At 68.2% G+C, this 18,999-nt stretch carries 16 protein-coding genes and 1 pseudogene; 10 read left to right on the forward strand and 7 right to left on the reverse strand.

Annotated elements, in window-relative coordinates; translation table 11 throughout:
* Positions 1 to 283: 283 nt before the first annotated feature.
* Positions 284 to 1,276 carry a DUF4873 domain-containing protein gene (locus tag AC5Y5B_RS04385; protein ID WP_500004734.1) on the reverse strand — a complete coding sequence of 331 codons (993 nt, stop codon included), beginning with the start codon at positions 1,274 to 1,276 and terminating at the stop codon, positions 284 to 286.
* Positions 1,277 to 1,500: 224 nt separating this feature from the next.
* Entirely contained in the window at positions 1,501 to 2,406 is a 906-nt protein-coding gene (locus tag AC5Y5B_RS04390; protein ID WP_112632826.1) for an AurF N-oxygenase family protein, read from the reverse strand.
* A 124-nt stretch (positions 2,407 to 2,530) separates the two neighbouring features.
* On the opposite strand from AC5Y5B_RS04390, the gene cobF reads away from it, so the two are divergent.
* The 4 genes and pseudogenes from cobF (at position 2,531) to AC5Y5B_RS04410 (ending at position 4,936) form a co-directional block, all read left to right on the forward strand.
* Positions 2,531 to 3,277, forward strand: a complete 747-nt coding sequence (gene cobF / locus AC5Y5B_RS04395; RefSeq protein ID WP_112632827.1) for a precorrin-6A synthase (deacetylating) — start codon at positions 2,531 to 2,533, stop codon at positions 3,275 to 3,277.
* A gap of 4 nt (positions 3,278 to 3,281) precedes the next feature.
* Positions 3,282 to 3,524, forward strand: a pseudogene (locus AC5Y5B_RS04400) (DNA-formamidopyrimidine glycosylase family protein); the annotation flags it as partial.
* Positions 3,525 to 3,686: 162 nt separating this feature from the next.
* The gene (locus AC5Y5B_RS04405) at positions 3,687 to 4,145 is read left to right on the forward strand and encodes a zinc finger domain-containing protein (RefSeq protein WP_500004736.1); all 459 of its coding nucleotides are present in this window, start codon (positions 3,687 to 3,689) and stop codon (positions 4,143 to 4,145) included.
* Positions 4,146 to 4,186: 41 nt separating this feature from the next.
* Positions 4,187 to 4,936, forward strand: coding sequence for an SDR family oxidoreductase (locus tag AC5Y5B_RS04410; RefSeq protein ID WP_112632829.1), 750 nt, complete (start codon positions 4,187 to 4,189; stop codon positions 4,934 to 4,936).
* Between the two features lie 3 nt (positions 4,937 to 4,939).
* Here the strand turns inward: AC5Y5B_RS04410 and pgi are convergent, their stop codons facing one another.
* Both pgi and AC5Y5B_RS04420 read right to left on the reverse strand, forming a co-directional pair.
* Positions 4,940 to 6,604 (reverse strand): glucose-6-phosphate isomerase, encoded by a 1,665-nt coding sequence (gene pgi / locus AC5Y5B_RS04415; protein WP_500003985.1) that lies wholly within the window; start codon positions 6,602 to 6,604, stop codon positions 4,940 to 4,942.
* Positions 6,605 to 6,682: 78 nt separating this feature from the next.
* A complete protein-coding gene (locus tag AC5Y5B_RS04420; RefSeq protein ID WP_112632831.1) occupies positions 6,683 to 7,003 on the reverse strand; it encodes a chorismate mutase in 321 nt (106 codons plus the stop codon).
* A gap of 392 nt (positions 7,004 to 7,395) precedes the next feature.
* On the opposite strand from AC5Y5B_RS04420, the gene pcrA reads away from it, so the two are divergent.
* Positions 7,396 to 9,747 carry a DNA helicase PcrA gene (gene pcrA, locus AC5Y5B_RS04425; RefSeq protein ID WP_500003989.1) on the forward strand — a complete coding sequence of 784 codons (2,352 nt, stop codon included), beginning with the start codon at positions 7,396 to 7,398 and terminating at the stop codon, positions 9,745 to 9,747.
* Positions 9,748 to 9,756: 9 nt separating this feature from the next.
* Here pcrA and AC5Y5B_RS04430 read toward each other — a convergent pair whose 3' ends face one another.
* Both AC5Y5B_RS04430 and AC5Y5B_RS04435 read right to left on the reverse strand, forming a co-directional pair.
* Positions 9,757 to 10,347 (reverse strand): hypothetical protein, encoded by a 591-nt coding sequence (locus AC5Y5B_RS04430; RefSeq protein ID WP_205869084.1) that lies wholly within the window; start codon positions 10,345 to 10,347, stop codon positions 9,757 to 9,759.
* Between the two features lies 1 nt (position 10,348).
* Positions 10,349 to 11,404, reverse strand: a complete 1,056-nt coding sequence (locus tag AC5Y5B_RS04435; protein WP_112632833.1) for a M23 family metallopeptidase — start codon at positions 11,402 to 11,404, stop codon at positions 10,349 to 10,351.
* 323 nt (positions 11,405 to 11,727) lie between these two features.
* On the opposite strand from AC5Y5B_RS04435, the gene sucC reads away from it, so the two are divergent.
* The 3 genes from sucC (at position 11,728) to AC5Y5B_RS04450 (ending at position 15,409) form a co-directional block, all read left to right on the forward strand.
* Positions 11,728 to 12,891, forward strand: a complete 1,164-nt coding sequence (sucC, locus tag AC5Y5B_RS04440) for an ADP-forming succinate--CoA ligase subunit beta (protein WP_066866701.1) — start codon at positions 11,728 to 11,730, stop codon at positions 12,889 to 12,891.
* A gap of 12 nt (positions 12,892 to 12,903) precedes the next feature.
* Positions 12,904 to 13,806 (forward strand): succinate--CoA ligase subunit alpha, encoded by a 903-nt coding sequence (sucD, locus tag AC5Y5B_RS04445; protein ID WP_067258186.1) that lies wholly within the window; start codon positions 12,904 to 12,906, stop codon positions 13,804 to 13,806.
* 76 nt (positions 13,807 to 13,882) lie between these two features.
* Positions 13,883 to 15,409: an acetyl-CoA acetyltransferase gene (locus AC5Y5B_RS04450; RefSeq protein WP_500003997.1), complete on the forward strand. Its 1,527-nt coding sequence runs from the start codon at positions 13,883 to 13,885 to the stop codon at positions 15,407 to 15,409.
* Between the two features lie 100 nt (positions 15,410 to 15,509).
* On the opposite strand, the gene AC5Y5B_RS04455 is transcribed toward AC5Y5B_RS04450, so the two are convergent.
* Positions 15,510 to 16,358, reverse strand: a complete 849-nt coding sequence (locus AC5Y5B_RS04455; RefSeq protein WP_500004002.1) for an LLM class F420-dependent oxidoreductase — start codon at positions 16,356 to 16,358, stop codon at positions 15,510 to 15,512.
* A 254-nt stretch (positions 16,359 to 16,612) separates the two neighbouring features.
* Between AC5Y5B_RS04455 and AC5Y5B_RS04460 the strand changes: the two genes are divergently transcribed.
* A complete protein-coding gene (locus AC5Y5B_RS04460; protein ID WP_500004004.1) occupies positions 16,613 to 17,530 on the forward strand; it encodes a DUF5336 domain-containing protein in 918 nt (305 codons plus the stop codon).
* 46 nt (positions 17,531 to 17,576) lie between these two features.
* Entirely contained in the window at positions 17,577 to 18,974 is a 1,398-nt protein-coding gene (locus tag AC5Y5B_RS04465) for a cell division protein PerM (RefSeq protein ID WP_500004007.1), read from the forward strand.
* The last annotated feature ends 25 nt before the right edge of the window (positions 18,975 to 18,999 follow it).

The raw sequence follows: 18,999 nt of genomic DNA on the forward strand, positions 1-18,999 counted from the left end.
ATCGTCGGCCTCAACGCAGGAGGAATCCGCAGGCCGCCATCGGGATCCCCCTGAACCTTTGCCGCAAGCCCGCAGTGAAGGCATCATGTGCTCTCCTCCCCGCCCGCCGTGGCGTCCACCTCTACCGCCGCGGCGCGCTGTGGAGTCCATCGCCCAGCACGCGCTTCCCACGGGATTACCACGCCACGAGTGCAGCCAAACTTTTCGGTATGTTCGACAAACGTCCATTAACCAGCGCAAAGGCAGCGGTTTTCGGCCCCGCCCGGCGATGCCCGGATGGGGCTCAGTGGTTGCTCAGTGCGTACGGCGGAGCGCCCACCCCGGCGACCGAGTGCGATCCCCACGGGGTCTGTTCGACGATGCGTGCCGGCGCGCTGCGCTGACCGATGGTCAGAGTGCCGGTCCGCGATTGCCTGAAAAGGTCGTCCGGCAAAGGTCCGGACGCCGAACCGAATACCGTTCCCTGCCAGTGATAGCGGCCGTCGAGTGGGTCAAGATGGCCGGTCAGACTGACCCGTACCGCATGGCGGGTGCCGCCGATATCCAGCGTGGCTGCACCGCTGTACGTGTCGTCGCCGGCGGGCGCGCTGGCCGAAAGGTCGAAGGCGGATGCCACCGGGGGCGGCTCGGCCGGTCGCAACTGAGCCCGCTCGTTGAACACCTGCTGGCTGCTGGCACGGACCTCGATGCGGGCGCTGGCGGTGCGCGCCATGACGTTCAGGCACTCGGTGACGTAGCGCGCCTGGGCGTCCCGATCGGGTCCGGTGATGACGAAGTAGTTCGGGAATCCGCGGATGGCCACCCCGCAGAACGGCTCCATCCCGTCGTGCCAGGCCGTCCGGAGGCTGCGGCCTGCCGCGCCGATCAAGCCGTCGTCGGCGGCGTCCTCGGGGATGTAGAAGCCGGTGCCGTAGACGATGGCGTCGACGCGGTGCTCCACGCCGTCGACGGTGCGCACGCCCGCTGCGGTGACCGCCTCGATCGCCGACGGTGCGACCATGATCCGGGGCCGTGGGGCGCCGGCCCGGGTGCGGCGGCGCAGCCAGCGCTTGACGCGGGTGGACCAGACCGGGATGTCGGCCACCACCCGACGCGGCGCATGGGCGAACACGGTGACCGAGGTCGCCGTGCGGGCCAGTCGCTCGAGGTGATGGGCCGCGGCGGCGTCGGCGCCGATCACCGCGATGCGCTTGCCGGACGGATCGAATTCGCTATCCCACGCCGCGGCATGAAACGACGCACCCCGAAAGTCGTTGTCACCGGGCAGCTTCGGTATCCAGGGGGATCCGGGCCGGCGGCGTGCGTCGACGACGACGTGCGTCCGGATCACGTCGCCGCCGGCGGTGTGCAGCGTCCAGCTGTTGGTGGCGTCGTCGAACACGGCACGCAGGACCGAGACGTCGGGCAGCGTGACATCGCCGACGCCGGCCGCCTGCAAAACGGATCGCACGGCGCGGGCGCCGGCGTCCGCGCCGAGGACCACCAGCGCGTGATCAGCCGTCACAGAAACCTGCTGCGCTTCCAGCCGCGGCGCGCGATCGGGCCCATCAGGCCGACCTCGGTCAAAAACGCCGCCAGTGGCGCGAAGCCGGCAACCTGCATGTCGTGGCGATGCGGGCTGGTGCGGGCCATCTTTCGGGCCCGCTTGGGATCCAGACCCGCCCGCGCGTAGGGGACCGGGTTGCTGAACAGGTAGGCGAAGAAATAGCCGCCCAACCCGTTGATGTTGGCCATGAACCAACGGTTGAACCGGGGCATCTCGACGACGCGCTTGCGGGCGCCGTCGCGCGCGAACTGGATGTGGCGCGCCTCTTCGGTGACATGAATCCGCATGAGGCGCTGGATGATTGGTTGCAGTTCCGCGTCGTCCATCATCTGCCGCTGCAGCGAGTCGAAGATCTCCTCACCGATCAGGGCGGCCACCCAGAGCATCGAGCCGCGCTGAAACGCCAGTGGCAGCGCATTGATGATCATCCTGTGAAACAGTCTGGGACGCACCGGCTTTGCCCCGATGCGTTCAATGGCCTTGCCGAACATCACCATGTGTCGGGTCTCGTCGCCCAGCTCGGTCAGCTTGTAGTGCGTCGACCTGCTGGTCGGGTCCTCGTGCAGGATCGTGCGCAGCAGCGCCTGGTTGAGCATGTTCTCGAACCAGATCCCGGCCGACAGCGTGTTGACCAATTCCTGGCGAGACAGCTCGATTTGTTGTTCGCGGGTCATCTCGTCCCACAGGGGCGTTCCATAGAGCGACACCAGCCGGGGCGGCAGATAGAACTTGTCCGGATCCAGCGGGGCGTCCCAATCGATGTCGACGACGGGTTCGTAGGACTTCTTCACCGAGCCTTTCAGCAACCGGTCCGCGAAGTCTTCACGACTCGGCCCTGCCGGCCGCACCGCTGACGTCATGCCCCGCTCCCTCCGTTGGGTGCTTCAGACGGTACCCATGGTACTGGGTACTTGGGGTCCCGGCTAGATGCCGAAGGTCGCGATTCGGCAATCTGACTGGCAACGAGCATCAGGAGGCGACGCGGTGGGCCGGCACATCCATGTCATCGGCATCGGGGCCGGCGACCCCGGCTACGTGACCGTGCAGGCGATCGAGGCGCTCAACGACACGCAGGTGTTCTTCGCGATGGACAAGGGCGAGCAGAAGAGCGATCTGGTGGCGCTGCGACGCGAGGTCTGCGAACGCTTCATCCGGGAGCCGGGTTACCGCTTCGTCGAGCTGACCGACCCCACGCGCGCCGACGATCCCGACTACCGGGGTGCGGTCGCGGATTGGCACGCCGCCCGCGCGCAGATCTGGGCCGACGCCATCGCCGTCGAGCTGGGTCCGCACGGCGTCGGCGCGTTCTTGGCCTGGGGCGATCCGTCGCTCTACGACAGCACCTTGCGCATCCTCGACGCGGTCGCCGCGCGTGTCGACTTCACCTTCGACGTCATCCCCGGGATCACCGCGGTGCAGGCACTGACCGCCCGGCACCGCATCCCGCTCAACGAGGTCGGCGAACCCGTGCTGATCACCACGGGCAGGCAATTGCGCACCCACGGGCCGGCCGGGACATCGGCCGTCGTGATGCTCGACGCCGACTGCTCGTTTCGGCTCTGCCCGCCCGACACGCAGATCTGGTGGGGCGCCTACCTCGGTACCGACGACGAACTGCTCATCGCCGGCACCGTTGGCGAGGTGGGGCCCCGCATCGTTTCGCTGCGAGCCGACGCCCGCGCCCGGCACGGCTGGATCATGGACACCTATTTGCTGCGACCGGCACACTGAAACCGTGCCCGAACTACCCGAGATCGAAGCGCTGGTCGACCATCTGCGGCGCCACGCCGTCGGCCTGCCGATCGGCCGGGTCGACATCGCCGCCCTGTCCGTGCTCAAGACCTTCGACCCGCCGATCAGCGCGCTGCACGGCCAGTCCGTGACCGGGGCCGAGCGGTGGGGCAAGTACCTCGGGCTGCGCACCGACAACCTCTTGTTGATCGCGCATCTGTCGCGTGCGGGATGGTTGCGCTGGTCGGACAAGCTGGGCGCGGCGCCGCTGCGGCCCGGCAAGGGCCCGATCGCGCTGCGGGTGCACCTGGGCACGCCCGGTGAGGCGCCCGGTTTCGACCTCACCGAGGCCGGCACCCAGAAGCGGCTGGCGGTGTGGCTGGTCGACGACCCGGCTCAGGTCCCCGGAATCGCCTCGCTCGGCCCGGACGCGCTGGATCTGGACTCCGACGCGCTGGCCAACCTGTTGTCCGGAAACACCGGCCGGATCAAGACCGTCATCACCGACCAGAAGGTGATCGCCGGCATCGGCAATGCCTACAGCGACGAGATCCTGCACGTCGCGCGGATCTCGCCGTTCGCCACGGCCGGCAAGCTGTCCGATCAGCAGCTCGCCGCCCTGCACGACGCGATGGTCTCGGTGCTCACCGACGCGGTCGGCCGATCCGTCGGCCAGGGCGCGGCCACCCTGAAGGGCGAGAAGCGTTCCGGGCTGCGGGTGCATGCGCGGACCGGTCTACCCTGCCCGGTATGCGGGGACACCGTGCGTGAAGTCTCGTTCGCAGACAAGTCCTTTCAGTACTGCCCGACGTGTCAGACCGGCGGGAAGGTGCTGGCCGACCGGCGGATGTCGCGTTTGCTGAAGTAGTCGCCGAGCCCGGACTTGACACCTGTCGATATGCTGCCCCGATGACTCGCCAGAAGATCCTCATCACCGGCGCCAGCTCCGGCCTGGGCGCCGGCATGGCGCGCGCGTTCGCCGCCAAGGGCCGCGACCTCGCCCTGTGCGCGCGGCGCACCGACCGGCTCGATGAGCTGAAAGCCGAGCTGTCGCAGCAGTATCCGGGCATCAACATCGCCGTCGCCGCGCTCGACGTCAACGACCACGAGGCCGTCCCCAAGGTGTTCGCCGAACTCAGCGACGAACTCGGGGGCATCGACCGCATCGTCGTCAACGCCGGCATCGGCAAGGGCGCAAAGCTGGGGTCCGGCAAGCTGTGGGCCAACAAGGCCACCATCGAGACCAACCTGGTCTCGGCGCTGGTGCAGATCGAGGCCGCGCTGGAGATGTTCAACAAGAACGGATCGGGGCACCTGGTGCTCATTTCGTCGGTGCTCGGCAACACCGGCGTCCCCGGTGTCAAGGCCGCGTACTGCGCGAGCAAGGCGGGGCTGACGTCTCTGGGTGAGTCGCTGCGCGCCGAGTACCCCAAGGGTCCAATCAGCGTCACCGTGATCGAGCCCGGTTACATCGAGTCGGAGATGACCGCCAAGTCGGGGAGCACAATGCTCATGGTGGACAACGAGACTGGCGTCAGGGCGCTGGTCGGTGCCATCGAGCGCGAACCCGGCCGGGCCGTGGTGCCGCGGTGGCCGTGGGCGCCGCTGGTGCAGTTGATGCGGGTGCTGCCGCCTGGGCTGACCAAGATGTTCGCCTGAGATTCAGCTGGTTCGCCCGCGTTCGCTGCGGTAGCGACGCACCAGGGCGTCGGTGGAGCTGTCCGACTGCGGGGCCGGCGAGCCGTCCGCGGTGATCACCGGAAGCAGGGCCTTGGCCTGGGTTTTACCCAGTTCCACGCCCCACTGGTCGAACGAGTCGATTCCCCAGATCACGCCCTCGGTGAAGACCTGGTGCTCATACAGCGCGATCAGCTGGCCCATGACCGACGGGGTGAGCCGGTCGGCCAGAATCGAGGTCGACGGCCGATTGCCGAGCATCACCTTGTGCGGCACGATCTCGGCGGGCGTGCCCTCGGCGGCGATCTCCTCGGCGGTCTTGCCGAACGCCAACACCTGGGTCTGGGCGAAGAAGTTGCTCATCAACAGGTCGTGCATGCTGCCGTCGCCTTCGGCGGTGGGCAGGTCGTCGAGGGGTTGGCTGAACCCGATGAAGTCGGCGGGCACCAGCCGGGTGCCCTGATGCAGCAATTGGTAGAACGCGTGCTGCCCGTTGGTTCCCGGTTCGCCCCAGAAGATTTCACCGGTGTCCGTGGTGACCGGGCTGCCGTCCGCGCGGGTCGACTTGCCGTTGGATTCCATGGTCAGCTGTTGCAGATAGGCCGCAAAGCGCGCCAGGTCATTGGAATACGGCAGCACGGCGCGCGATTGCGCGCCCATGAAGCTGGAGTACCACAGGCCGATAAGCCCAAGCAGCGCAGGCGCATTGGATTCCAGCGGTGCGGTCTTGAAATGCCGGTCCACGATGTGGAACCCGGATAGGAAGTCCGCAAAGGCTTCTCGGCCGATGACGGCCATCACCGACAGGCCGATCGCCGAGTCCACCGAGTAGCGGCCGCCGACCCAATCCCAGAACCCGAACATGTTGTCGGTGTTGATGCCGAAGTCGTCGACGAGGCGCTTGTTGGTGGAGACGGCGACGAAGTGCTGCGACACCGCGGCGTCGCCGAGGGCGTCGGTGATCCAGCGGCGGGCGGCCGTGGCGTTCGTCAGGGTTTCCAGCGTCGAGAACGTTTTCGACGCTACGATGAAAAGCGTTGTGGCGGGGTCCAAATCGGCCAGGGTGGCGATCAGGTCAGCCGGGTCGACATTGGAGACGAAGCGCGCCGAGATCCCCGCGTCCGCATAGTGGCGCAGCGCCTGGTAGACCATCACCGGGCCGAGGTCCGATCCGCCGATGCCGATGTTGACGACCGTGCTGATCCGTTTGCCGGTGGCTCCCGTCCATTCACCGCTGCGCAACCGGTCGGTGAATTCACCCATGGCGTCGAGCACCGAGTGCACCTCCGCGACGACGTTCTGGCCGTCGACGATCAGTTCGGCGTCCCGGGGCAGCCGCAGAGCGGTGTGCAGGACCGCACGATCCTCGGAGGTGTTGATGTGCACCCCGGCGAACATCTGGTCGCGCCGCTCTTCGAGATGGGCCGTGCGAGCCAGATCGACCAAGAGCCGCAGTGTTTCTCGCGTGATGCGGTGCTTGCTGTAGTCGATGTAGAGGTCGCCGACGGAGAGGACCAGCTCGCGGCCGCGGTCGGGATCGTCGTCGAAGAACTGGCGCAGATGGGTCCCGCCGATCTGTTCGTGATGCCTGCGCAGGGCGTCCCATGCCGGGGTGGCGGTGATGTCGGGGAGGGTGTGCACGGAGGTCATGCTTCGACCCTATGGGCTGTGACGTGACGGAGCCAGGTATAGCGGCGAGCTCTGCGCCGGACCGATACGCCGTCGCGGTCAGTGACCGAGCCGGCCCCTGCCCAAGCGCAGCAGCAGTATCGCCAGGTCCTTGCCCTCGGGGCCGAGTTCGCTGTAGCGCTCGATCACCTTCATCTCGCGGCTGTGGACCAGTCGGGTGCCACCCGAGGCCATCCGGGCCTTGCCGATCGCCTGGGACACTTGGGTGCGCCGCTGCACAGCGGCCAGAATCGCGGCGTCGAGCCGGTCGATCTCGTGACGCAACTCGTCTATGTCGGTGGGCACTTCAGTCGCCACCGTCTCGATGTTCATCTCCGCTGACTCCGCGTCTTCGTCGTGATGTGGGGGTTCTGGTCTCATGCAGTATCGGGCCTCACAAAAGACGAGCCCCGAGTGCCGGAAGCGGACCACGGGGCTCTGCGGAAGCAGTTAGACCACGGGCGCCGCGAACTGGTACCCGTAGGGAAATCGGCGGCGCCACTCCTGGGCCGAGGAGCGTCGCCGACACTGCACGTTGAGCACGGATCGAGTGTGCCACTAAAAACTGTGAACGCGCAAAAAATCCCGCTTAAGCTGCGCTTTTTGGACTCGGGTGCAATTGCCGGGCCGGCCGGATTCAGGTTCGGAAACCACGTCCCGACACGCCGGATTTCCGGTAGCGTCCGTGACGCCGTCGCGGCCCGCCGGGCCACTAGCCTGGTCTGATGCCGGGGCGCTGAAGCGTCAGTGGGCGGCGGTAAGTTTGGACTGACATGAGTGTGCACGTAACAGATGCCAAGCCGGCCTCCGAAGCAGAGCAACTGCTCGAGGGTCTCAATCCGCAACAGCGCCAAGCGGTGGTGCATGAGGGTTCGCCACTGCTGATCGTCGCGGGCGCGGGTTCGGGAAAGACCGCGGTGCTGACCCGCCGCATCGCCTACCTGATCGCCGAACGCGGGGTCGGCGTCGGGCAGGTGCTGGCCATCACCTTCACCAACAAGGCCGCCGCGGAGATGCGCGAACGGGTGGTGCGGCTGGTGGGCAACCGGGCCCGGGCCATGTGGGTGTCCACTTTCCACTCCACCTGCGTGCGCATCCTGCGCAACCAGGCATCCCTGATCGAGGGCCTCAACTCCAACTTCTCGATCTACGACGCCGACGACTCGCGGCGTCTGCTGCAGATGATCGGGCGCGACATGGGGCTCGACATCAAGCGCTACTCGCCGCGGCTGTTGGCCAACGCCATCTCCAACCTGAAGAACGAGCTGATCGACCCCGCCGGGGCGGTCGCCAACCTGACCGACGATTCCGACGAGTTGTCCCGCACGGTGGCCAGCGTCTACGGCGAATACCAGCGGCGGCTGCGGGCGGCCAACGCGCTGGACTTCGACGACCTGATCGGGGAGAGCGTGGCGGTGCTGCGGGCCTTCCCGCAGATCGCCCAGCACTACCGGCGGCGGTTCCGCCACGTCCTGGTCGACGAGTACCAGGACACCAATCACGCGCAGTACGTGTTGGTGCGCGAACTGGCAGGGCGCGGCGGTGCGGCGGCGCCCGACAGCGACGAGGTCTCCGATGAGGTGCCGCCGGCGGAGCTGTGCGTGGTCGGCGACGCCGACCAGTCGATCTACGCGTTCCGTGGCGCCACCATCCGCAACATCGAGGACTTCGAACGCGACTACCCGGACGCGACAACCATTCTGCTGGAACAGAATTACCGGTCGACGCAAAACATCCTGTCGGCGGCGAACTCGGTGATCGCCCGCAATTCCGGGCGCCGGGACAAGCGGCTGTGGACCGCCGAGGGCGCCGGCGAGCTGATCGTGGGTTATGTCGCCGACAACGAGCACGACGAGGCCCGATTCGTCGCTGAGGAGATCGACGCGCTCGCCGAGAAGGGCGAGATCACCTACAACGACGTCGCCATCTTCTACCGCACCAACAACTCGTCGCGATCGTTCGAAGAGGTGTTCATCCGGGCCGGGATCCGCTACAAAGTCGTTGGGGGAGTCCGTTTTTACGAGCGCAAGGAGATCCGCGACATCGTCGCCTATCTGCGGGTGCTGGACAACCCCGGCGACGCGGTCAGCATGCGGCGCATCCTCAACACCCCGCGCCGGGGCATCGGCGATCGCGCCGAGGCGTGCGTGGCGGTGTATGCGGAGAACACCGGCGCCAGTTTCGCCGACGCGCTGGTCGCCGCCGCCGAAGGCAAAGTGCCGATGCTGAATTCGCGCGCGGAGAAGGCGATCGCCGGCTTCGTCGAGCTGCTGGACGAGCTGCGCGGCCGCCTCGACGACGACCTCGGCGATCTGGTCGAGTCGGTGCTCGAACGCACCGGATATCGCCGGGAACTGGAATCCTCCACCGATCCCCAAGAACTGGCGCGGTTGGACAACCTCAACGAACTCGTCAGCGTGGCACACGAATTCAGCACCGACCGGGCCAATGCCGCGGCACTGGGCGAGTCCTTGCAGACACCCGAAGACGAGGACGTACCGGATACCGGCGTGCTGGCGGAATTCCTGGAGCGGGTCTCGCTGGTCTCCGACAGCGACGAGATCCCCGAGGACGGCGCCGGCATGGTCACGCTGATGACGCTGCACACGGCCAAGGGCCTCGAATTCCCGGTGGTGTTCGTCACCGGCTGGGAGGACGGAATGTTCCCCCACATGCGGTCTTTGGACGACCCAGTCGAACTCTCCGAGGAGCGGCGGCTGGCCTACGTCGGGATCACCCGCGCCCGCCAGCGGCTCTATGTGAGCAGGGCCATCGTCCGGTCGTCCTGGGGACAGCCCATGCTCAACCCGGAATCGCGCTTCCTGCAAGAGATTCCGCAGGAACTGATCGAATGGCGGCGCACCGCACCCGCCCCGTCGTTCAGCGCGCCGGTGAGCGGCGCCGGCCGGTTCGGCACCCCACGGGCGGCCCCGACCCGTTCGGGGATGAGCAAGCGACCCCTACTGGTGCTCGAGCCCGGCGATCGGGTGACGCACGACAAGTACGGGCTGGGCCGCGTCGAGGAAGTGTCCGGCGTGGGCGAATCGGCCATGTCGCTCATCGACTTCGGCAGCTCGGGACGGGTGAAGCTGATGCACAACCACGCCCCGATCAGCAAGCTCTAGCCGCGACGGTCAGGCGTCCAGCCAGCGTTTGGTTTGCGGCAGCAGCACCAGCACGACCGTCGCGATCGGCAACAGGGGCAGCAGGTGCACCACCCATGCGACCCGCGCCCCGGCGATGAACACGCCGACGTAGGTGAGGACGGCCACCAGCGCGCCGGCCATCAGGAGGTAGCGGCTGAAGGGCCGGCGCTGCAGCAGCATGATCACGCCCGAGACCGTGGTGCCGGCGAAGACCAGGGCCAGGAACGCGACCGCGATGCAGAACAGGCGGTCGGTCCGCCACCAGCCGGCGATCAGGTCGGTGGCCACCACCGACGTCGCCCAGCCGCTGACGATGCTCACCGCGCACGCGGCGACGGCGGTCCGGTCGGTGGGTTCGAGGGCCGGCACCCCGGCGTAACCCGCGCGGCCCGCGCCGGCACCGACCCGGTAGGGCGGGGGCTGCGGGGCGAAATGGGTGGTGGGGCTGTCCGGCGTGGTGGGGATGGGCCCGGTCGGCGCACGTCGGATGATCCGTGTCCGTGAGTCGGAGGGCAGCTCGTGCTCCGGTGTGGGCTCGGGCGGACGCGGACCGGAAGATTCTTCGTTCGGCGCGGTCACCTCATCCAGCGTAGTTGCCGACGCTGAGACCACGCTTAGCAAGCCACGGCACCGGGTCGATCCGCTCGGTGCCACCCTGCAGGACCTCGAAGTGCAGGTGGGGGCCGGTGGAATTGCCGCGATTACCCATGGTGGCGATCTGGTCGCCGGCCATCACCCGCTCACCGACGCTGACCAGCGCGGTGTTGATGTGGCCGTAAAGGGTGACCGTGCCGTCGGCGTGGCGCAGCTTGACCAGCATGCCGTAGCCGCCGGCCGGGCCGGCGTCGATGACGACGCCGTCGGACACCGCATAGATCGGTGTCCCGATCGAGTTGGCCAGGTCGATGCCGGCGTGCAGCACGCCCCAGCGGTAGCCGAAGTTGGAGGTGAAGATGCCCTTCGTCGGCATCACGTAGAGCGGTTGCGACAGCCGTGCCTCGCGCTGAGCGCGGTCGTTGGCGAAGGCGACGCCCTTGGCCAGCTCCTGGTTGTGCAGCGCGGCGGTCGCCGCGGGCTCCGCCGCGATCACCTGGGGGCCGCGGACCGTATTGCTGCCGCCCGCGCTTCCGGTGAGTGCGGATGCGTTCGCGGTCAGCACCGCGTCGGTCTTGGGGGTGTCGGCGTGGCTGGTCGCGGTGTGCGCGGCCGCCGCGGCGGCGCCGGCGGCCATCGCCGAGATCAGCAGGCGGCCCCGGGCCGCACTGGTCGGTTGCTTGCGGTGCTGCCCGCCGCGGCGTGCGAGGCCGACGACGTCGGTGCCGTGCGGGCGATCGGGGCGCCGCTCGGTCCGCGGCTCGATGACCACCCGCGGCAGCACCTCGGTGACGGGAGCGGCCAGCCAGACCGGGCGCAGATCGTCGGCGTCGTGCAGGTCGTCGAGCTCGGGCGCCAGCAGCACCTGGGCTTCGTTGTCGAACGTCGAGTCGTTGCTGAAGTCCAAGTCGCGGAGATCGCCGGCGTCCTCGTTGAACTCGAAGTCGTCGAAGTCGAAACCGTCGAGCGGGAGGATTTCGGTGACTTCGGTGCGGTGCGGTGCGTCGGCCCACCGGGCGCCTGCCGCGCGACCTACCCGCACAACGCCTTCAGTTACGGCAGAAGACCGGGCAAAACGGTGTTGGGGCAACCTGAAATGTCCTCGTATCGTGACCATACCGTTATCTGGACCCTAGGAAGGTATCCGCTAACGCGCGGGACTGGCAACCTCGTTGCACAATCCGGGCGGAATTGTGATTTGGATCACGCGGACGGTCAACCCATAGCCCGTGAGCTGTGCCACATCGGCGGACGCGGCGGTCAAAGGCATTTGGGGGATGGATACAGTTCGTCCGTGCGAGTTGCCGAGTGCGGCACCGCCCACCAAGAGGCCTAGTAGTTGAGTCGAGCGAAGACAGAGAGTCCATGGACCTTTTCGAGTATCAAGCAAAAGAATTGTTCGCCAAGCACAACGTACCGACTACGCCGGGACGCGTGACCGACACCGCCGAGGGCGCTCGGGAGATCGCCACCGAGATCGGTCGCCCGGTGATGGTCAAAGCGCAGGTGAAGGTCGGCGGCCGCGGCAAGGCGGGTGGCGTCAAGTACGCGGCCACCCCCGAGGACGCCTACGAGCACGCCAAGAACATCCTCGGCCTGGACATCAAGGGCCACGTGGTCAAGAAGCTGCTGGTCGCCGAGGCCAGCGACATCGCCGAGGAGTACTACATCTCCTTCCTGCTCGACCGCGCCAACCGCACTTACCTGGCCATGTGCTCGGTCGAGGGCGGCATGGAAATCGAGGAGGTGGCCGCCACCAAGCCCGAGCGGCTGGCCAAGGTTCCGGTGGACGCCGTCAAGGGCGTCGACTTGGCGACCGCGCGTTCCATCGCCGAGCAGGGCCACCTGCCCGCCGAGGTGCTCGACGCCGCCGCGGTCACCATCAACAAGCTGTGGGAGGTCTTCGTCGCCGAGGACGCCACGCTGGTCGAGGTCAACCCGCTGGTGCGCGACCCCAAGGACCAGATCCTGGCGCTGGACGGCAAGGTGACGCTGGACGCCAACGCCGACTTCCGTCAGCCGGGCCACGCCGAGTTCGAGGACCGCGACGCGACCGACCCGCTCGAGCTCAAGGCCAAGGAGCACGACCTCAACTACGTCAAGCTGGACGGCTCGGTCGGCATCATCGGTAACGGTGCGGGCCTGGTCATGTCGACGCTGGACGTCGTCGCCTACGCGGGCGAGAAGCACGGCGGGGTCAAGCCGGCCAACTTCCTCGACATCGGCGGTGGCGCGTCGGCCGAGGTGATGGCCGCGGGCCTCGACGTCATCCTGAACGACAAGCAGGTCAAGAGCGTGTTCGTGAACGTCTTCGGCGGCATCACGTCCTGCGACGCCGTCGCCAACGGCATCGTGACCGCGCTGAACATGCTCGGTGACGAGGCCAACAAGCCGCTCGTGGTCCGGCTCGACGGCAACAACGTCGACGAAGGCCGCCGCATCCTGGCCCAAGCCAACCACCCGCTGGTGATCCAGGCCGAGACCATGGACGCCGGCGCCGACAAAGCCGCCGAGCTGGCGAACAAGTAAGGGACCCAAGCCATGTCGATCTTTTTGAACAAAGACTCCAAGGTCATCGTCCAGGGCATCACTGGTGGTGAGGGCACCAAGCACACCGCGCTGATGATGAAGGCCGGCACCCAGGTGGTGGGCGGCGTGAACGCCCGCAAGGCGGGCACCACCGTGTCGCACGTGGACCCCGTCGGCAAGGACGTCGAGCTCCCGGTGTTCGGCACCGTCGCGGAAGCGATCAAGGAGACCGGCGCCAACGTGTCGGTCGTGTTCGTGCCGCCGAAGTTCGCCAAGGACGCGATCATCGAGGCCATCGACGCCGAGATCCCGCTGCTGGTCGTCATCACCGAGGGAATCCCGGTGCAGGACAGCGCCTATGCGTGGGCCTACAACGTCGACAAGGGGCAGAAGACGCGCATCATCGGGCCGAACTGTCCCGGCATCATCACCCCGGGCGAGGCGCTGGCCGGCATCACCCCGGCGAATATCAGCGGCCCGGGCCCGGTCGGGCTGGTGTCCAAGTCGGGCACCCTGACCTACCAAATGATGTACGAGCTGCGCGATTTCGGCTTCTCCACCTCGATCGGCATCGGCGGTGACCCGGTGATCGGCACCACCCACATCGACGCCATCGAAGCCTTCGAGAAGGACCCCGACACCAAGGTCATCGTGATGATCGGTGAGATCGGCGGTGACGCCGAGGAGCGCGCGGCCGACTACATCAAGGCCAACGTGTCCAAGCCGGTCGTCGGCTACGTCGCGGGCTTCACCGCCCCGGAGGGCAAGACGATGGGCCACGCCGGCGCCATCGTGTCGGGCTCGTCGGGCACCGCGGCCGCCAAGAAGGAGGCCCTCGAGGCGGCCGGCGTCAAGGTCGGCAAGACGCCGTCGGAGACCGCGGCGCTCGCGCGGGAGATCCTGCAGAGCCTGTAGTCAGGCGACGCGGGTCGCCAACCTGCGAAGGGCCCCGGATTTGGCCGGGGCCCGGCCCTCGGTAGATAGTGGGTCTATGAATCTCGACCCGAACACCCCCGTCATCGTCGGGGTGGGGCAGTTCACCGAGCGCATCGAGGACTCGGGCTACCGCGGAATGTCGTCGGTGGACTTGGCGACGGCCGCGGCGCAGGCCGCACTGCATGACACCGGCGCCGACGTCAGCGCCGTCGCGGCGGCCATCGACACCGTCGCCGCGACCCGGCAATTCGAGATCTCCGGGCGCACCCCCGCGCCGATGGGCAAGTCCAACAACTACCCACGGTCGGTGGCCAAGCGCATCGGTGCCGCGCCGGCCCGCGCCATCCTCGAACCCATCGGCGGCCAGGGCCCTCAGCATCTGGTCACCGAGTTCGCCGGCGCCATCGCCTCCGGCGCGGCGGATGTCGTGATGATCTTCGGCTCCGAAAACACCTCGAGCATCCGGTATTTCGCCGACCGGGATAAGCCGGATCATTCCGAGACGGTCGAGGGTTCACTCGAGGACCGTGGCTTCGGCTACGACGGCCTGTTCGACGACTACACCGTCGCGCACGGCCTGATCGGCGCGCCGGCCCAGTACGGGCTGTTGGAGAACGCCCGCCGCGCCCGGCTGGGTCTGAGCGTCGCCGACTACCGGCGCCAGATGGGCGAGCTGTTCGCCCCGTTCACCAAGGTGGCGGCGAAGAACCCGTTCGCGTCATCCCCGGTGGAGCGCAGCGTCGACGAGCTCATCACCGTCACGGCGTCCAACCGGATGATCTGCGATCCCTACCCGCGGCTGCTGGTGGCCCGCGACCAGGTGAACCAGGGCGCGGCCGCGCTGCTGATGTCGGTGGCCGCCGCGCGGCGCCTCGGCGTGCCCGAGGAGCGCTGGGTGTACCTGCACGGCCACGCCGACATGGTGGACCAGCCGCTGCTGGACCGCGCCGACCTGACGTACAACTCGGCCTCGGTGCTGGCGGTCCAGGAGGCGCTCGCCGTGGCCGGTGTCGGCATCGACGACGTCTCCACCTTCGATCTCTACAGTTGCTTCCCGGTGCCGGTGTTCAACTTCTGCGACGGGACCCGGCTGGCCACCGACGATCCGCGTGGGCTGACGCTCACCGGTGGCCTGCCGTATTTCGGCGGGCCGGGCAACAACTACTCGCTGCACGGCATCGCCGAGACGGTCAGCGAAATGCGGGATCTACCAGGCCAATTCGGCCTGGTCGCCGCCAACGGCGGGATCATGAGCAAGTACTCGGTCGGGGTGTACTCGACCACGCCGGTGCAGTGGAAGCCCGACAACAGCGCAGCCCTGCGCGCCGAGGTCGCCGCCCGCCCCAAGGTGCCGGTCACCGTCAAGGCCGACGGTCGAGCGAAGATCGAGACCTACACCGTGCGCTACGACTGGCCGGTGCACACCGGCATCATCATCGGCCGCCTCGACGCCGACGACAGCCGTTTCCTGGCCCTGACCGAGGACCCGGATCTCGTCGGGCTGCTCAGCGAGGGCGAGCCGCTCGGCGCGTCGATCGTGGTCCGGCCGACCGAGAAGGACAACCGGGCCGCGCTGGCCTGAGCGACCGTCTGCGCCGCCGCGACACTTAACCCTCGTACACGACACGCCGCTGAGCGTCGCAACGATTTAAGTCTCGGCGCGCGGCGCCGACGGGCCCAAGCTAGACGAGGGCGGCGAGCTTGCCGGCCAACCGCTCGACGTAGGCGGCGACCTCGTCCTCGGACTTGTCCGGCAGCCCGAACAGCACCTCGGTCACCCCGAGCTCGGCCCACTTGGCGAGCTTCTCGGGCACCGGCTTGAAGTCCAGCGCCACGATCTGCGGGGTGCCGTCGCGGCCCGCGGCCGCCCAGGTGTCCTGCAGCAACTTCACCGGCTCGTCGATGTCGAAGTCGCGGGGGGTCGTGATCCAGCCGTCGGCGCTGCGGGCGATCCACTTGAAGTTCTTCTCCGTGCCGGCCGCGCCGACCAGCACGGGGATGTGCGGCTGCACGGGCTTGGGCCAGGCCCAGCTGGGACCGAACTTGACGAACTCGCCGTCGTACTGGGCTTCCTCTTCGGTCCACAGCGCGCGCATCGCTTCGAGGTATTCGCGCAGCATGGTGCGGCGCCGGCCCGGTGGCACGTTGTGGTCGGCGAGTTCGTCGGTGTTCCAGCCGAACCCGACGCCCAGGCTGACCCGCCCGCCGGACAGGTGGTCAAGGGTGGCAATACTTTTCGCCAACGTGATCGGGTCGTGTTCGACCGGCAGGGCCACCGCGGTGGACAGCCGCACCCGCGAGGTGACCGCGCACGCCGCGCCCAGACTCACCCAGGGGTCTAGTGTCCGCATGTAGCGGTCGTCGGGCAGTGATTCGTCCCCGGTGGTGGGGTGAGCCGCCTCGCGCTTCACCGGAATGTGCGTGTGTTCTGGCACGTAGAAGGTCGTAAAGCCATGGTCGTCGGCGAGCTTCGCGGCCTTCGCCGGGGAGATGCCACGATCGCTGGTAAATAGCACAAGCCCGTAATCCATGCCGAGAATTAGAACGTGTTCTACCTCCGTTGAGCAAGCCGTCGTGACACGGACCGTCTCGCGAGCAGCTCGCGGGCCCGCCGGTGCGGGCGTCGCCGTCCAAGCCGGTGGCAACGGCACGGGGTACCGCACGTGCGCTAGCGTGGGTGATCGACCGCGTCGCTAACGCAGCGAGGCGCCTGGAAGCACAGCGTTGCACTGCAACTGTGGCGACCGCTAGGCAGTTCAAGGCACTGAAAGCAACAGGAGGAGCCATGACCTACTCTCCCGGAAGCCCGGGCTATCCGCCGGCGCAACCCGGCGGCGGCGCCTATGCGGGCGGCACACCGTCCTTCGCCAAGGACGACGACGGAACGAGCAAGCTGCCGTTCTACCTGAGCATCGCGGTGGTGGTCCTCGGTCTGGCCGCCTACCTCCTGAACTTCGGCCCCACCTTCACCATCGGCGCCGACCTCGGCCCGGGCATCGGCGGCCGCGCCGGTGACGCCGGCACCGCGGTCGTGGTTGCCCTGCTGGCGGCGCTGCTCGCCGGGCTCGGCCTGCTGCCGAAGGCCAAGAACTATGCGGGAGTCGTCGCGGTCATCGCGGTGCTGGGTGCCCTGCTCGCCATCACCGAGACGATCAACCTGCCCGCCGGCTTCTCGATCGGCTGGGCGATGTGGCCGCTGGTGGCGGCCGTGGTGCTGCAGGCGATCGCCGCCGTCGTCGTGGTGCTGCTGGACTCCGGGGTGATCACCGCCCCGGCGCCGCGGCCCAAGTACGACCCGTACGCGCAGTACGGCCAGTACGGGCAATACGGCCAGTACGGTCAGCAGCCCTACTACGGGCAGCAGCCGGGCGGCCAGCAGCACGGCGGGCAGCAGCAGTCACCGCAGGGATACGGTTCGCAGTACGGCGGCTACTCGCCGAGCGGGGCGCCCACCCAGAGTGGCCCTCCGACCGGCGGTTTCGGCGCTCAGCCGTCGCCGCAGTCGGGCCAGCAGCCGTCCGCGCAGCAGCAGGGCCCGTCCACGCCGCCCACCGGCTTCCCCAGCTTCAGCCCGCCGCCGAACGTCGGCGGATCGGACTCCGGCTCGGCGACCGCAAACTTCTCCGAGCAGGGTGGGGGCCAGCAGTTCGGCCACGAGCAGCAGCAGTCGCCGTCGTCACCGTCTGGGCCAGCGCCCTCCTAACGTGCGCTGTCGCGCCTAGTCGGGGACGTGCCCCAGAGTGACACGGGTGGAGGACAACCGGGCAGCAGGCGCTCGCCAGGCGCGTGACCTCGTCAGGGTCGCGTTCGCCCCGGCCGTGGTGGCGTTGGTCATCATCGCCGCGGTCACGCTGATCCAGTTGTTGATCGCCAACAGCGACATGACCGGCGCGCTGGGCGCCATCGCCAGCATGTGGCTGGGCGTGCACCAGGTCCCGGTCTCCATCGGCGGCCGCGTGTTGGGTGTGATGCCGCTGCTGCCGGTCCTGCTGATGGTCTGGGCCACCGCGCGCAGCACGGCCCGGGCGACCACGCCCTACTCCTCCTGGCTGGTCATCCGCTGGGTCGTCGCCTCGGCGCTGGGCGGTCCGTTGTTCATGACGGCGATCGCGCTGGCGGTCATCCACGACGCGTCCTCGGTGATCACCGAGCTGCAAACGCCCAGCGCGCTACGCGCGTTCCTCAGCGTGCTCGTGGTGCACGCCGCCGGCGCCGGGATCGGCGTGTGGTCCCGGGTGGGCCCGCGCGCGCTGGCGGCGGCGTCGCTGCCGTTCTGGCTGGGCGATTCCCTGCGCGCCGCCGCGGCCGGCGTATTGGCGTTGCTCGGCCTGTCCGGCCTGGTGACGGCCGGCTCGCTGGTGGTGCACTGGTCGACCATGCAGGAGCTCTACGGCATCACCGATTCGATCTTCGGCGAGTTGAGCCTCACCCTGCTGTCAATGCTCTACGCGCCCAACGTCATTGTGGGCACCGCTGCCATGGCGGTGGGCTCCAGCGCGCACATCGGATTCGCCACCTTCAGTTCGTTCACCGTGTTCGGCGGTGACATCCCGGCCGTGCCCGTCCTGGCCGCGGTCCCCAGGCCGCCGTTGGGGCCGGTCTGGGTGGCGCTGCTCATCATCGGCGCGGCGTCCGGTGTGGCGGTCGGTCAGCAATGCGCCCGGCGCGCGCTGCCGCTGCTTGCGGCCGGCGCCAAGCTGCTGATCGCCGCGGTCGCCGGCGCGCTGGTGATGTCCTTGCTGGCGTACGCCGGCAGCGGCCAGCTGGGCAACTTCGGCCACGTCGGCGTGGATCAGGGCGCGTTGCTCGTCGGCGTCTTCTTCTGGTTCGCCGTCGTCGGCGGGGTCACGGTGGTGATGAGCGGCGGAATCAGCCGCCGTCCCCGGCGGCCCAAGGCCAAGCCCGCACCCGTTGCGGCCGAAGAACCCGCCGACTTCGCGGGCGCTTTCGACGACGATCGGCCGACCGAGGAGGAGGAGATGCCGGCGGAGCCGGGCGAGGCCCCCGACGCCGCTGCGGACGACGCCGACGAACACGAGCCGCCTTCCACCGACGACGCCGATGAACACGAGCCGCCGGCCATCGACGACGCGCCACCGCCGGACGACCCCGAGGACGAAGCGAGCGAGCGAGAATCCGGGCACTGACCGTTTTGCCCGCCTCTGAGCGACA

The sequence above is a fragment of the Mycobacterium sp. NGS33 genome (assembly GCF_059812885.1).